Below are 14,905 nucleotides of genomic sequence, written 5' to 3'. Positions count from 1 at the left end.
TCATGTGGTGAAGAAGACGCTGTTCCAATTGCACTGGTTCTTTGGCATCACCGCTGGCCTGGTGCTGGCCTTGATGGGTATCACCGGAGCCTTGTACTCGTTTCAGGAAGAACTGCTGCGCGCGCTGAATGCCGATGTCCTGAAGGTCCAGGTGCGCCCGGAGGGCGTGCTGCCCCCGGCCGAACTGGTCCAGCGGGCCGAGGCCCAGCAGCACGACAAGGTGGCGATGCTGTGGGTCGATGTACGCGAAGGCAACGCCGCACGCGTCTTCTTCACCCCACCACCAGGCGAGCGCCGTGGCCAGCTGCGCTATGCCGACCCGTACACCGGCGAACTCAAGGGAGAAGTGGCCGGGCAAGGCTTCTTCAACCTCATGCTCAATCTGCACCGCTTCCTGGCCATGGGCGACAGCGGCCGGCAGATCACCGGTGCCTGCACCCTGATGCTGGTGTTCTTCTGCCTCTCCGGCCTGTACCTGCGCTGGCCGCGCAAGGCGCTGGACTGGCGCACCTGGCTGACCTTCGACTGGGCCAAGAAAGGCCGCGCCTTCAACTGGGACCTGCACGCGGTGGCCGGCACCTGGTGCCTGCTGTTCTACCTGCTGTTCGCCCTGACCGGGCTGTTCTGGTCCTACGAGTGGTACCGCGAGGGCCTGAACAAGCTGCTGGCCGACGCGCCGGCCGCCGGCCAGCAGCAAAAGCGCGGCGAAGGCCGTGGCCGCCACGGGCCGCAGAAAATCGACAAGAACGCCCCGCCGCTGGTGGTCGACTACGACGCGATCTGGGCCAACCTCAAGGACGCTGCCGGCCCGGGCCTGGCCATGTACAACCTGCGCCTGCCACCGGTAGGCGGCCAGCCGGCCAACCTGTTCTACCTGCTGGACAACGCCGACCACCCACGTGCCTTCAACACCCTGGTACTGGACCCGGCCAGCGGCCAGGTGAAAAGACATGACCGCTACACCGACAAGTCCTTCAAGGCCCAGTTGCTGCAGAGCGTCTACGCCCTGCACGTGGGCGAATACTTCGGCCTGCCGGGGCGCATCATCGTCACCATCGCCAGCCTGACCATGCCGCTGTTCTTCGTCACCGGCTGGCTGCTGTACCTCGACCGCCGTCGCAAGAAGCGCCAGGTACGTGCCGCCCGTGGCAACGTCACCAGCAACACCACCAGCGGCGACAGCTGGCTGATCGGCTTTGCCAGCCAGAGCGGGCTTGCCGAACAACTGGCCTGGCAGAGCGCCGGGCAGCTTCAGGCCGCCGGCCTGCCAGTGCAGGTACGCGCCCTGGCAGAACTGGGTGAAAGCGACCTGCGCCAGGCCCGCCGTGCGCTGTTCGTGGTCAGCACCTTCGGCGACGGCGAAGCCCCCGACAGCGCCCGCGCCTTCGAGCGCAAGGTGCTCGGCCAGCCTTGGGCGCTGGACAACCTCAGCTATGCCCTGCTCGCTCTCGGTGACCGCCAGTATCCGCACTTCTGCGGCTTCGCCCGCCGCCTGCAGGCATGGCTGGGTGAACGCGGTGCCAGCAGTGCGTTCAGCCCAGTGGAAGTGGACAACGCCGACCAGGCCGCGCTGCAGCAGTGGCAGCAGGAACTGGCGCAACTGACCGGCGCCCAGCCAGTGGCCGCCTGGCAGCCGCCGAGCTTCGGCAACTGGTCGCTGGTGCGCCGCGAACTGCTCAACCCGGGCAGCCAGGGCCAGCCGGTGTACCTGCTGGGCCTGCGACCGGAACAGCCCGCCAGCTGGGAAGCCGGCGACCTGGTGGAGATCCTGCCGCTCAACGGCCAGCCGAGGATCGACGCCTTCCTCGATGGCATGGCGCTGGACGCCGGGGCCAAGGTGCAAGTGAATGGCCTGGGCGAAACCCTCGCCCAGGCCCTGGCCGGCCGCCAGTTGCCGACCCGTCGCGATCACCTGATCGGCCTACAGCCGCAAGCACTGGTCGACGCACTGGTGCCTATCGGCAGCCGCGAGTACTCGATTGCCTCGATCGCCAGCGATGGCGTGCTGGAGCTGATCGTGCGCCAGGAACGCCATGCCGATGGCAACCTGGGCCTGGGTTCCGGCTGGCTGACCGAGTACCTGCCGCTTGACGGTACGCTGAGCCTGCGTTTGCGGCGCAACAGCAGCTTCCACCTGCCGGAAACGGCTGCACCGCTGGTGTTGATTGGCAACGGCACCGGCCTGGCCGGCCTGCGCAGCCTTCTCCGCGCGCGGGTGAATGCTGGCGAGCAGCGCAACTGGCTGTTGTTCGGCGAGCGTAACCGGGCGCATGACCTGCTGTGCGGCAACGAGCTGCAAGGCTGGCTGGACAAAGGCGACCTGGCACGCCTGGACCTCGCATTTTCACGGGATCAGGCCGACAAGGTGTATGTGCAGGATGTGTTGCTGCAGCAGGCTGAAGAGTTCAAGCGCTGGGTCGCGGATGGTGCTTGTGTTTATGTCTGCGGCAGCCTGCAAGGCATGGCTGCCGGAGTGGATGCGGCGCTCAACGGCATCCTCGGGGAAGCGGTAGTGCAGCAGCTGATCGAGGATGGGCGGTATCGGCGGGATGTGTACTGATCGGAAACTGATGTAACCAGCACCGGCCTCTTCGCGGGTAAACCCGCTCCCACAGGGTCCTCACAGATTTTGAATACTGTGCGGTACCTGTGGGAGCGGGTTTACCCGCGAAGAGGCCGGTACAGACTGTCAGTGCAACTCGAAGGTGTCGGCATCCAGGTTGGCCGGGAACTTGGTCCGGTAGGCCGCCAGCTCCGCCGCGCTCAACACCACGGTGAACACCCCGTCGGCCTCCCCGGCACTGAGCAGGCTCTCGCCCTGGAAGTCCAGCACCTGGCTGTCGCCGGAATAGGCAAAGCCCTTGCCGTCGGTGCCCACCCGGTTCACCGCCGCCACATAGCACAGGTTCTCGATACCCCGCGCCGGCAACAGGCGGTTCCAGTGCTGGCGGCGCGCAGCCGGCCAGTTGGCGGTGTATAGCAACAGGTCGGTGTCCTGGGCATCGCGGCTCCACACCGGGAAGCGCAGGTCGTAGCAGATCAGCGGGCGAATCCGCCAGCCCTTGAGTTCGAACTGCACCTGGCGCTCGCCCGGGGTGTAATGCTTGTGCTCACCGGCCATGCGGAACAGGTGGCGCTTGTCGTAGTGCAGTATCTCGCCATCCGGCCGGGCCCACAGCAGGCGGTTGCGGTGGCTGCCATCGGCGGCCTGGATGATCACGCTGCCGGTAATCACCGTGTTGTACTTCTTCGCCTGGGCCTTCAGCCATTTGTAGGTCGGGCCGTTTTCCGGCTCGCACAGGCTTTCCGATTGCATGGAAAAACCAGTGGTGAACATTTCCGGCAGGATCACCAGGTCCACCTCGCCCACCTGCTCCAGCAGCACCTCGAAGTGCGCATAGTTGGCCTCGCGGTCGTGCCAGGCCAGGGTGGTCTGCACCAGGGCGACTTTCAGGTTCGGCAGTGTACTCAGATCGCGCATAGTTTTTCCGCTGCCTGACGCAGCGTCTCCTCTCGTTTGGCAAAGCACAGGCGAACCAGGCGTTGCTCGGGGATGGGTTGCTGGTAGAACACCGACACCGGGATGGTCGCCACGCCGTGCTCACGGGTCAGCCACAGCGACATGTCGACATCGTTCAGGTCCGGGCGGATCTGCGAATAGTCCACCAGCTGGAAATAGGTACCCGCCGTGCGGGTGAAACGGAACCGCGAGCCCTCCAGCAAGCCGCAGAACAAGTCTCGCTTGGCCTGGTAGAAGGCCGGCAGTTCATCGATATGCTCGGGGTGCTCGGCCATGAAATCGGCCAGGGCGCACTGCAGCGGGGTCACACCGCAGAAGTTGACGTACTGGTGTACCTTGCGCAGCTCGGCACTCAGCGCCGGCGGGGCGATCACATAGCCGGTCTTCCAGCCGGTGACGTGATAAGTCTTGCCGAACGAGCTGACCACGAAGGCGCGTTGATACAGTTGCTCGTGGGCCAACACGCTGGCATGGCGCACGCCGTCGTAGACCAGGTGTTCATACACTTCATCGCTGACCAGGTAGATATCGCGGTCAGCGATAAGCCGGCCCAATTGGTCGAGGTCTTCCCGGGTAATCAGCGCACCGCTGGGGTTGTGCGGTGAGTTGAGGATCACCATGCGCGTGCGCGGGCTGAGGGCATCGCTGAACTTCTGCCAGTCGATGCGGAAATCGCCGTCGCTCAGCTGTACATGCACGCAGCGCCCACCGGCCAGTTCCACGGACGGCTCGTAGCTGTCATAGCAAGGGTCGAAGACAATCACTTCGTCGCCAGCATGCACCACCGCCTGGATGGCACAGAAGATCGCCTCGGTGGCTCCAGGGGTGATGGTCACTTCCTGGTCGGCATCCACCTGCGCGCCATACAGCCGCGCGACCTTGGCCGCCACCTGCTGGCGCAGGGCCGGCAAGCCGGTCATCGGCGAATACTGGTTATGCCCGGCGGCCACATGCCGGCCGACAGCATCGAGCAGCGCCTGCGGGCCATTGAAGTCGGGGAAGCCTTGCGACAGGTTGAGCGCGCCAGTCTGCACGGCGAGCTGAGACATGGTGGTGAAGATGGTCGTGCCGACATTCGGCAGTTTGCTGCGGATCATGGAGCCCTCTTTCCTGGGGTGTATCCGGCACGGGGTGGAGCCCGAGCATAGCGGATCGAGCGGTCAGGAAAAAGCAGAGCGCTCCAATGACAACTGGTTTCGGCGCCAGCACAGATGGGACAGGGCTCCCCACATCAGGATTACGGGTCTAATTGATTAGACCTTTGATCTCAATCGTTTTTGCAAGTTGCTTACTTTCCTTTCAAGCCTGTATATTTCTTTATCGATTGGCTTATTGTGAATCCTCCTTTCGCTTTCAACCTTACGTAACTCGCGATCCGAAAGGTCATAATCAAATTTATTGCCATCTTGCCTTTGAGCATTCAAATACTTAATTTTACTATTCAGACCATAGATTTCACCCAAAATCGGCGCATTATGGTCACGCAATTTGATGTAACGCTCATGATCGCCTAAATGGCGCACCTGCAAATCCTTTACCCTACCCTTAAATCTTTCGGCCGCATCACTAAATTCAGCCGCCGTTGCCCCAAGTTTAGATTTACGACCAAGAGCAAAAAATGTGACGCTTCCTTCCTTTGCCCCAATACGTTCCAAATCGGCCCCCACCCTCTTAACATACTGCATCTTGCTTTCAATGGCTCTAGCAACATCGCTCGGATGTGCAGATGCTTTAAAGTTTTCCAAACCAGTCCTATTGATAAGCTTGGTAGCGCGCTTGACATTTTCAAACACTCCTTTCATCTTGAAATAAGAGCTGGGCGAAAATAGCCACCACGGAGCGTGGCCACTGGGATCAACATAATTGACTGGGTCTCCATTGCAATATCCATATGCGTTCAATACCCTGAAAGGTGCAAAACTATCTGGGGAGTTAAATCTCATACCATTTAATAATCTGTAGCCATTCCCCAGCATATACCCTTGAAGAAAATCATCATAATACTCACCATTGAACCCTAGCAAAGAGCGCCCCGAGGAAAGGGACGAACAATCGCCATAAGCAGTATAATCAAACTGCTCCCGCTCACTCTCCTGCGCCATACCTACTACAGAGCCGGCGTTATTAACCGACAATAGGCTGACGCTATCTACAGTACCTACTCTCAATTCGGCTAATGATTGTCCTGCGACCCGAAACACAGTACGACTGCCTTGATGACGAAGGCTCGTATGCATATCACCGTCACAATAAAATAACTTCAATGTTTTACGCTGAAGATCCATACTTAAGCCCTGATTTATAGACCACTCAAATGAGCGTAAGTCTTTCAAAGCTTACAGCAACGGACAACTAGCATTTTTACTAGGTAGGGGCGAGTAGCAGCGCCTGGCTACGGGCGTGATGGGACAATCGAGCGGTCAGGGAAAAGTTTGAAGCAATAGGGGGATTTGCGCTGGATCAAAGGGCCTCTTCGCGGGTAAACCCGCTCCCACAGGTACTGCACAGAATTCGAAAACTGTGGAGACCTGTGGGAGCGGGCAAGCCCGCGAAGAAGCTAACGCGGAATCAGCGCTTGTCGCGGCGCTTCTTCTCGGCCTTCTTGTGGTGCGACATCAGGCGGCGCTTTTTGTTGACCTGGCGGTCGGTGAGGGTGTTCTTCTTGCCCTCGTACGGGTTCTCACCGCCCTTGTACTCGATGCGGATCGGCGTACCGACCAGCTTCAGCACGCGGCGGTAGGTGTTCTCCAGGTAACGCGAGTACGACTTCGGAATCTTGTCGGTCTGGTTGCCGTGGATCACGATCAGCGGCGGGTTGGCACCACCGAGGTGGGCATAGCGCAGCTTGATGCGGCGGCCGTTGACCAGCGGCGGCTGGTGCTCGCTCACGGCATCTTCGAGGATCTGCGTCAGGCGGCTGGTCGGCCAGCGGGTTACCGCCGACTTGAACGCGGCCTGCACCGACTTGTACAGGTGGCCCACGCCGGTGCCGTGCAGGGCGGAGATGAAGTGGATGTCGGCGAAATCGACGAAGAACAGCCGGCGCTCCAGCTCGGTCTTCACGTAGTCACGCTCGCCCGGCTCCATGCCGTCCCACTTGTTCAGGGCGATGACGATGGCACGGCCGGCTTCCAGGGCGAAGCCCAGCAGGTTCAGGTCGTGGTCCACCACGCCTTCGCGGGCGTCCATGACGAAGATCACCACGTTGGCGTCCTTGATCGCCTGCAGCGTCTTCACCACCGAGAACTTCTCGACTTCCTCATGGATCTTGCCGCGCTTGCGCACGCCGGCGGTGTCGATGAAGGTGTACTTCTCGTCATCGCGCTCGAACGGGATGTAGATACTGTCGCGGGTGGTGCCCGGCTGGTCGTACACCACCACGCGCTCTTCGCCGAGCATGCGGTTGACCAGAGTCGACTTGCCGACGTTGGGGCGGCCGATGATGGCGATCTTGATGCCATCCTTCTCGCTCGGGCCCGGGATGCGCACCGCTTCCTCGCCTTCGGCGACTTCGGCGTCCAGCGCTTCCTCGACCTGGTCGCGTGGCAGGTGGCCGAGCACGGCCTCCATCAGCGCATTGATGCCGCGGCCCTGGGAGCCGGCCACCGGGATGGCGTTGCCCATGCCCAGCGGCGAGAACTCGGCGCGTGCCACATCGGCATCGATGTTGTCGATCTTGTTGGCAACCAGGATCGCTTCCTTGTTCCGCTTGCGCAGGTGCTCGGCGATCATCTGGTCGGCAGCGGTCATGCCGGCACGGGCATCGACCAGGAACAGCACATAGTCGGCTTCTTCGATGGCCATGAGCGACTGCTCGGCCATCTTCTCGTCCATGCCCACTTCGTCACCGGTGATACCGCCGGTGTCGATCAGGATGAAGGAGCGACCCTGCCAGCTGGCATCACCATACTGGCGGTCACGGGTCAGGCCCGACAGGTCACCGACGATGGCATCGCGGGTCTTGGTCAGGCGGTTGAACATGGTGGATTTGCCGACGTTCGGGCGGCCCACCAGGGCGATTACGGGAACCATTCGGCTCTCCACTCTTGAATTCTTGAAAATGCAAAGGCCGCTGCAAGGCAGCGGCCGGAGTTCGGGCGGCGTGTCCTACGCCGCGGCTTGAGGCCCGCCAAGGCTTCAAGCATAGCTTCAGCGGATGGTCAGTGCCTCGAGCTTGCCGCTGTTGCCGAAGACGTAGATGGTGTCGCCGACCACAAGTGGGCGGGCACGCAGGCCATCACTGTCGATACGCTCACGGCCGACGAAGCGGCCATCGACCTGGCTCAGCAGGTGCAGGTAACCCTCGAAGTCGCCCACCGCCACGTAGCTGGAGAACACTTCAGGCGCGGTCAGCTGACGGCGAGCCATGGTGTCGTTGGTCCACAGGGCGCTGGACGAGCGCTCGTCGACGCTTTCGACAGTACCGGAAGCTTCGCTGACATAGACGTTACCGTAGCCCTGGGCGACACCCACATAGCTGGAGGCATCACGCTGCCACAGCACGCGGCCGCTTTCCAGGTCCAGGCCCGCGACGCGGCCCTGGTAGGTGCTGACGTACAGGGTACCACCCGACAGCAGCAGGCCGCCGTCGATATCGACCACGCGGTCCAGCTCGGAACGGCCCTGCGGGATTGCCACACGGCTTTCCCACACCGGTACGCCGTTGTTGATGTCCACCGCCACCACCTTGCCGGTGGACAGGCCGGCGACGGCCAGGCGGTTGGTGGCGATCGGCGCGCCGGTGCCACGCAGGGTCAGCACGGCCGGGGTGTTTTCGTAGATCCAGCGACGGTCGCCAGTGGCGGCATCCAGGCCGATCAGGCGATCGTCCTGGGTCTGCACCACCACCACCTCACCGTTGTTGGCAGGCGGGGCCAGCACTTCGCTGGTCACGCGGGAGCGCCAGCGCTCCTCACCGGTGCTGGAGTCCAGGGCGATGACTTCACCCTTGAGGGTACCGATCATGACCAGGCCGTAGCCCACGCCGACAGCGCCGGAAACCGGCAGCTCGAGGTCCTTCTTCCACACCACGTCGCCGGTGATGCGGTCGAGGGCGAAGACTTCGCCGTTGACGTCGGAGGCGTAGATACGGTCGTTCTCGATGGCGGGTACCAGGGTGTTGTAGGTCTCGCCCTGGCCGTCACCGATCGAACGGCTCCACTGCTTCTTCAGCACCACTTCCTCGGTGAACTTGGTCAGCTCGGCCGGAGGCAGTTCCTTCTTGCTGTTGCTGCTGCAACCTGCGGCCAGTACGGCCAGGGTCAGCACTGCTGCATGTTTCCAACCGATCACTTACGCGTCCCCTTTGGCCAAGTCATCCAGCTTCAATTGCAGGCCACCGACCGCCGCCTCATCGGACAGCGCAGCCTTGGCTTTCTCGTAAGCGCTGTGCGCGTCGTCGGCGCGACCCAGTTGCACCAGCAGGTCACCTTTCAACTCTTCGCGGCTGGCCAGGAAGGCTTTGTCGGCGTCGCCGTCGAGCAGCTTGAGGGCGTCCTCGGCCTTGTTCTGGGCGGCCAGCACACGAGCCAGGCGCTGACGCGAAATTTCGCCCAGGGTGGCATCGGCCGGCTTGTCCAGCACGCTCTTCAGCTCGGCAGCAGCGTCGTCGAGCTTGCCGGTCTCGACCGCGACCTTGGCCACGAACAGGCTGCCGTACTGGGCGTAGGCGGTACCGCCGAACTCGCTCTTGAGCTTGCCGGCCAGTTCCGCGACCTTGGTCGCGTCAGGCTGGCCAGTCGGCGTCAGGCTGGTCTCCAGCAAGGCCTGGTACAGCTGCGAGGCACCTTGCGACTGATTGTTCTGGTACTTGTGCCAGGTATTCCAGCCCAACACCACCACGCCAGCCAACAGGGCACCGGTCAGCAGCGGCTTGCCGTTGCGGTTCCACCAGTCCTTGACCCCTGCCAGTTCATCATCGGTACTCGACACCCCAATACTCCTTTTCGCCTATTCGCTTGTTGAACCGCGTTACGCCTGCGCGATCGCGGTTTCCAGGTGCTCAGCCAGAGCATCCCAGGCAATGTTCTGTTGTTCGCCCTGACCACGCAGGGGCTTGAAGCCGATCTCTTGCTTGGCCAGTTCGTCGTCGCCGAGGATCAGGGCGAACAGCGCGCCGCTCTTGTCGGCTTTCTTGAACTGGCTCTTGAAGCTGCCACCACCGGCGTTGACTGCCAGGCGCAGGCCCGGCAGGCGGTCGCGCAGGCCTTCGGACAGGCGCAGGCCGGCCAGTTCCGCCTGTTCGCCAAAGGCGCACAGGTAGACGTCGATCTGGCGGCTGATGGACTCGGGCACCTTGCCCAGGGTTTCCAGCAGCAGGATCAGGCGCTCGATGCCCATGGCGAAACCGACGCCCGGGGTCGGCTTGCCGCCCATCTGTTCGACCAGGCCGTCATAACGGCCGCCGGCGCAGACGGTGCCCTGGGCGCCGAGCTTGTCGGTGACCCACTCGAACACGGTCTTGCTGTAGTAGTCCAGGCCACGCACCAGCTTGGTGTTGATCACGAACGGAATGCCGGCAGCGTCCAGGCGGGCCTTGAGGCCCTCGAAGTGCACGCGCGACTCTTCGTCCAGGTAGTCTTCCAGCCTCGGCGCACCGACCAGCACCGCCTGGGTGTTCTGGTCCTTGCTGTCGAGGATGCGCAGCGGGTTGCTCTTCAGGCGGCGCTGGCTGTCTTCGTCCAGTTGCTCCAGGCGCGCCGAGAGGAACTCGACCAGCGCATCGCGGTAGCGTGCACGGGCTTCGCTGGTGCCCAGGCTGTTGAGCTCCAGCTTGACCGCGTCCTGGATGCCCAGCAGGCCCCACAGGCGCCAGGTCAGCATGATCAGCTCGGCGTCGATGTCCGGGCCGTCCAGGTTGAACACTTCCACGCCAATCTGGTGGAACTGGCGGTAGCGGCCCTTCTGCGGGCGCTCGTGGCGGAACATCTGGCCGATGTACCACAGTTTCTGCACCTGGCCGTTGCCGGTGATGCCATGCTCGAGCACGGCACGCACGCAGGCGGCAGTGCCTTCGGGGCGCAGGGTCAGCGAATCGCCGTTGCGGTCCTCGAAGGTGTACATCTCTTTTTCGACGATGTCGGTCACTTCACCGATGGAGCGCTTGAACAGCTCGGTGAACTCGACGATCGGCGTGCGGATCTGGCTGTACCCGTAGGTGTCCAGCAGGCCGGCCACGGTGCCTTCGAAGTAGCGCCACAGCGGCGACTGTTCTGGCAGGATGTCGTTCATGCCACGGATGGCTTGCAGCGATTTGCTCACGAAAAGTCCTTACGAATTCTGTGTGTCAGCCACGGACGATCAGCGCCGCGTCGGCTTCGGCCTTTTCGGCCGCTTTCTGGCGGATGAGTTTTTCCAGCTCATCGACCAGGTTGTCGTTGGTCAGCTTCTGCGCCGGCTTGCCGTCGATGTAGATCAGGTTCGGCGTGCCGCCGGTCAGCCCCACATGGGCCTCCTTGGCTTCGCCCGGGCCGTTGACCACGCAACCGATCACCGCCACGTCCAGCGGCACCAGCAGGTCTTCCAGGCGCCCTTCCAGCTCGTTCATGGTCTTGACCACATCGAAGTTCTGCCGCGAGCAGCTCGGGCAGGCGATGAAGTTGATGCCGCGCGAGCGCAGGTGCAGCGACTTGAGGATGTCGTAGCCGACTTTCACTTCTTCGACCGGGTCGGCCGCCAGCGAGATACGGATGGTATCGCCAATGCCTTCGGCCAGCAGCATACCGAGGCCGACAGCGGATTTCACCGTCCCCGAACGCAGGCCACCGGCTTCGGTGATGCCCAGGTGCAGCGGCTGCACGATCTGCTTGGCCAGCAGGCGGTAGGCTTCGACGGCCATGAACACATCGGAGGCCTTGACGCTGACCTTGAAGTCCTGGAAGTCCAGGCGGTCGAGGTGCTCGACGTGGCGCAGGGCCGACTCGACCAGCGCTGCCGGGGTCGGTTCGCCGTACTTCTTCTGCAGGTCCTTTTCCAGGGAGCCGGCGTTGACGCCGATACGGATCGGGATGCCGCGGTCGCGGGCGGCATCGACCACCGCGCGCACACGGTCTTCACGGCCGATGTTGCCCGGGTTGATACGCAGGCAGTCGACGCCCAGTTCGGCCACGCGCAGGGCGATCTTGTAGTCGAAGTGGATGTCGGCAACCAGCGGCACGCTGACCTGCTGCTTGATGCGGCCGAACGCCTCGGCGGCGTCCATATCCGGCACCGAGACGCGCACGATGTCCACGCCGGCATCGACCAGGCGCTGGATTTGCGCCACGGTGGCGGCCACATCGTTGGTGTCGGTGTTGGTCATGCTTTGCACCGCGATGGGGGCATCACCACCCACCGGTACATTGCCGACCCAGATTTTGCGGGATTCGCGACGTTTGATCGGAGATTCGCCGTGCATGATTACTGTCCCAACTTCAGGCGAGCGGTCTCGCCACTGGTGAACGGGGCAACATCGACGGCCTGGCCGTTGTAGCTGACCTGGGCGCCACGGGCAAAGCCCAGGCGTACCGAGAACGGCGGCTTGCCGGTCAGCTCGAGGTTGTCCCCCTTGCGCTTGATGGCGCTGAACAGCACCTTGCCGTTGCCGTCGGTGACCTGGGTCCAGCAATCGGCGACGAACTGGATGGCGACCTTGGCGCTGCCAGCCGGCACTGCGGCGGGGGCGGCAGGCTCGGCAGCGGCCACGGCCGCTACCGGCGTAGCAGGTGCAACAGCCGCCGGGGCCGGAGCCGGGGCAACCGGTGCTACCGGCGCAGGCGCGGCAGCAGGGGCGGTGACGACCGGTGGCACAGGCGCCTGCTGGGCCGGTGCCGGCACTGCGGCAGCGGTAGCAGCAGGTGCCGGGCTTGCCGGTGCCGGTTCGGCGGCGGCAGGCTGCTCGGCAGCGCCCTGCTCCAGCGGCAGCGGCGCGCTCTCAGGCTGCTGGCCAGCGGAAACAGCCTGGTCTTCAGGCTCATCGAGCGGGTGAATCTGGGTGGTACCGTCGGCGCTTTCGACTTCGACGTGCTCCAGGGCGATCTTGGCCAGGTCCTTGCCACGCAGGCTGCCCTGGTCCTGCCACCAGACGAAGCCGCCACCGACCACGGCCACCAGCAGCAGCAGGCTGACGCCGCGCAGAATATTGTGCGACAGGCGCACCGGCTCTTCGATACGGCCCAGCGAGTGCACGTCGCTGCCTTTGGCGTGGGTGCCGGTGTAACGGTCGAAGGCCTCCACCAGGGCAGCCTGGTCCAGGTCCATCAGCTTGGCATAGGCGCGGATATAACCACGGGCGAAGGTATGCCCCGGCAGCTTGTCGAAGGCGCCGGTTTCCACGTGGTTCAACGAACTGACAGTGAGGTTGAGCTTGCGGGCCACCTCGGCTTGTGACCAGTCCCGGTTCTCACGGGCCTGACGCAAAAGCTCACCGGGGTTCTGGCCAGGCGCTACTGCTACTTCGGGATGCGCGGCTTTCATCGTTGCTCCGACAGGTATTGCTGATATTCCGGCGTACCGGGATAAAGTCGTTGTAATTGCTGGCCCAGCTCGGCCAGTGTGCCCTGCTCGTCGAATACCCTGGCAAGGCGGCTGCCCAGCAGCAGGCTACGGGCATCGTGGTCGCTCAACAGGCTGAAACGATCGTAGTAGTCCCGGGCCGGCACATAATGCCTGTTTTCGTAGGACAACTCAGCCATTTCCAGCAACGCTTTCGGTTGCCGCTGGTTGAGTTGCAAAGCTTTCAGCAGATACGCATGCGCCTGGTCGCGGCGCTCGAGCTTCAGAGCGGTCAGGCCCAGGTTCTCGTACACGCGTGAGCGCTCAGGATACAGGGTATCGGCGCTGGCCAGGCGAAACATCTGCTCGGCCTCGGCAAATCGCCCCTGAGCATAAAGGAAACTGCCGTAATTGTTGCGAATTCGCGTGTCGCCCGTGCGTGCCTGCAGCGCCTTGCGAAAGTGCGCTTCGGCCAGCGCCGGCTCGCCTTCGGCCTGGAAGACCAGCGCCAGGGCTGCGTGTGCATCGGCATCACCGCCATCCAGGGCCAGGGCCTTGCCCAGCGGCGCCTTGGCCTGCTCGGTCAAACCCTGTTGCAAATAACCCAGCCCAAGCTGCACATAGGCCCGCCCCGCCTCTGCCCTGCCCTGGCGGCTGGCCAGGGGGTCGCTCGCGCCGCCCGACACGCAGCCGGCCAGCAGCGAAAGCGCAAGGATCGACAGCGCGGCGCGCAGGCTCATGGGCAAGGTCCCGGTCAGTGGCTGGCGGGGCTGTCTTGCAGCTCGGCGTCCGCGGACAGCTGGCGCACAGCGATGTAGCGCTCGCTGCGGCGGGTGCGGTCGTTGACCTGGCCGACCAGCTGACCACAGGCAGCGTCGATGTCATCACCACGGGTGGTGCGGGTGGTGACGTTGAAGCCACCGTGGTGCAACAGGTCCTGGAAGCGGCGGATGGCGTTGTTGCTCGGCCGCTCGTAGCCGGAGTGCGGGAACGGGTTGAACGGGATCAGGTTGATCTTGCATGGCACGTCGCGCAGCAGCTCGATCATTTGCGCAGCATGCTCTGGCTGGTCGTTTACATCCTTGAGCAGGGTGTACTCGATGGTCAGCACGCGCTTGCCACCCAGGGTGGACATGTAGCCCATGCACGATTCCAGCAGCATCTTCAGCGGGTACTTCTTGTTTATCGGTACCAGCTTGTTGCGCAGTTCGTCGTTCGGTGCGTGCAGCGACAGGGCCAGCGACACATCGATGTGCTTGGCCAGCTCGTCGATCATCGGCACCACGCCCGAGGTGGACAGGGTGACGCGACGCTTGGAAATGCCATAGCCCAGATCTTCCATCATGATCTTCATGGCGGCGATGACATTGTCGAAATTCAGCAGGGGTTCGCCCATGCCCATCATGACCACGTTGGTAATGGCGCGGTCGATCTTGGCCGGAACGGTCCCGAAGGATTTGTTGGCAAGCCACACCTGGCCGATCACTTCGGCGGCGGTGAGGTTGCTGTTGAAGCCTTGCTTGCCGGTGGAGCAGAAGCTGCAGTCCAGGGCACAGCCGGCTTGCGACGACACGCACAGAGTGCCGCGATCGTCAGTGGGGATGTAGACGGTTTCGACGCAGCTGCCGGAGGCAACGCGGACCACCCACTTGCGGGTACCGTCGGCGGAAATGTCTTCACTGACCACTTCCGGGCCCCGAATCTCGGCAACGGCCTCGAGCTTTTCGCGCAAGACCTTGCCGACGTTCGTCATGGCGGCGAAATCATCGACGCCAAAATGGTGAATCCATTTCATCACCTGACCGGCGCGGAAGCGCTTCTCCCCGATAGAGTCGAAGAATTGTTCCATTTCCGGCAGGGTCAGACCCAGCAGGTTGATTTTGCCAGTAGATGTCGTCATGGATTCACCCTCAC

Annotated in this window: 12 protein-coding genes; 1 reads left to right on the top strand and 11 read right to left on the bottom strand. The window is 62.9% G+C overall.

The window, feature by feature from the left end; genetic code table 11:
* Positions 1-4: 4 nt before the first annotated feature.
* Positions 5-2,560 (top strand): PepSY domain-containing protein, encoded by a 2,556-nt coding sequence (locus tag ABX298_RS15280; protein ID WP_367393315.1) that lies wholly within the window; start codon positions 5-7, stop codon positions 2,558-2,560.
* A 129-nt stretch (positions 2,561-2,689) separates the two neighbouring features.
* Here ABX298_RS15280 and ABX298_RS15275 read toward each other — a convergent pair whose 3' ends face one another.
* From ABX298_RS15275 to rlmN, 11 genes are all read right to left on the bottom strand, one after another.
* Positions 2,690-3,481 (bottom strand): amidohydrolase, encoded by a 792-nt coding sequence (locus tag ABX298_RS15275; protein WP_061551927.1) that lies wholly within the window; start codon positions 3,479-3,481, stop codon positions 2,690-2,692.
* Positions 3,469-4,617, bottom strand: coding sequence for a pyridoxal phosphate-dependent aminotransferase (locus tag ABX298_RS15270; protein ID WP_286919995.1), 1,149 nt, complete (start codon positions 4,615-4,617; stop codon positions 3,469-3,471). The genes ABX298_RS15275 and ABX298_RS15270 overlap by 13 nt, the downstream gene beginning before the upstream one ends.
* Before the next feature lie 156 nt (positions 4,618-4,773).
* Positions 4,774-5,805 (bottom strand): RHS repeat-associated core domain-containing protein, encoded by a 1,032-nt coding sequence (locus tag ABX298_RS15265; RefSeq protein WP_367393314.1) that lies wholly within the window; start codon positions 5,803-5,805, stop codon positions 4,774-4,776.
* Positions 5,806-6,088: 283 nt separating this feature from the next.
* Positions 6,089-7,552 (bottom strand): ribosome biogenesis GTPase Der, encoded by a 1,464-nt coding sequence (der, locus tag ABX298_RS15260; protein ID WP_025337780.1) that lies wholly within the window; start codon positions 7,550-7,552, stop codon positions 6,089-6,091.
* Positions 7,553-7,669: 117 nt separating this feature from the next.
* Positions 7,670-8,812, bottom strand: coding sequence for an outer membrane protein assembly factor BamB (gene bamB, locus ABX298_RS15255; RefSeq protein ID WP_025337779.1), 1,143 nt, complete (start codon positions 8,810-8,812; stop codon positions 7,670-7,672).
* Positions 8,813-9,451, bottom strand: a complete 639-nt coding sequence (locus ABX298_RS15250) for a tetratricopeptide repeat protein (protein WP_015269019.1) — start codon at positions 9,449-9,451, stop codon at positions 8,813-8,815.
* Between the two features lie 39 nt (positions 9,452-9,490).
* Positions 9,491-10,780 carry a histidine--tRNA ligase gene (gene hisS / locus ABX298_RS15245; RefSeq protein ID WP_317408978.1) on the bottom strand — a complete coding sequence of 430 codons (1,290 nt, stop codon included), beginning with the start codon at positions 10,778-10,780 and terminating at the stop codon, positions 9,491-9,493.
* 25 nt (positions 10,781-10,805) lie between these two features.
* Complete coding sequence (gene ispG, locus ABX298_RS15240) at positions 10,806-11,915, bottom strand: flavodoxin-dependent (E)-4-hydroxy-3-methylbut-2-enyl-diphosphate synthase (protein WP_003257869.1); 1,110 nt, start codon at positions 11,913-11,915, stop codon at positions 10,806-10,808.
* 2 nt (positions 11,916-11,917) lie between these two features.
* The gene (locus ABX298_RS15235) at positions 11,918-12,973 is read right to left on the bottom strand and encodes a RodZ domain-containing protein (protein WP_317408977.1); all 1,056 of its coding nucleotides are present in this window, start codon (positions 12,971-12,973) and stop codon (positions 11,918-11,920) included.
* Complete coding sequence (gene pilW, locus ABX298_RS15230; protein WP_367393313.1) at positions 12,970-13,731, bottom strand: type IV pilus biogenesis/stability protein PilW; 762 nt, start codon at positions 13,729-13,731, stop codon at positions 12,970-12,972. The genes ABX298_RS15235 and pilW overlap by 4 nt, the downstream gene beginning before the upstream one ends.
* A gap of 14 nt (positions 13,732-13,745) precedes the next feature.
* Positions 13,746-14,891 carry a 23S rRNA (adenine(2503)-C(2))-methyltransferase RlmN gene (rlmN, locus tag ABX298_RS15225; protein ID WP_075043830.1) on the bottom strand — a complete coding sequence of 382 codons (1,146 nt, stop codon included), beginning with the start codon at positions 14,889-14,891 and terminating at the stop codon, positions 13,746-13,748.
* Between the last annotated feature and the right edge of the window lie 14 nt (positions 14,892-14,905).

It is taken from the genome of Pseudomonas sp. X4, assembly GCF_040784925.1.
Lineage (GTDB): Bacteria > Pseudomonadota > Gammaproteobacteria > Pseudomonadales > Pseudomonadaceae > Aquipseudomonas > Aquipseudomonas putida_Z.
Note: the sequence above shows the minus strand (reverse complement) of the source record. Positions and strands in the feature narration are given on the sequence as shown.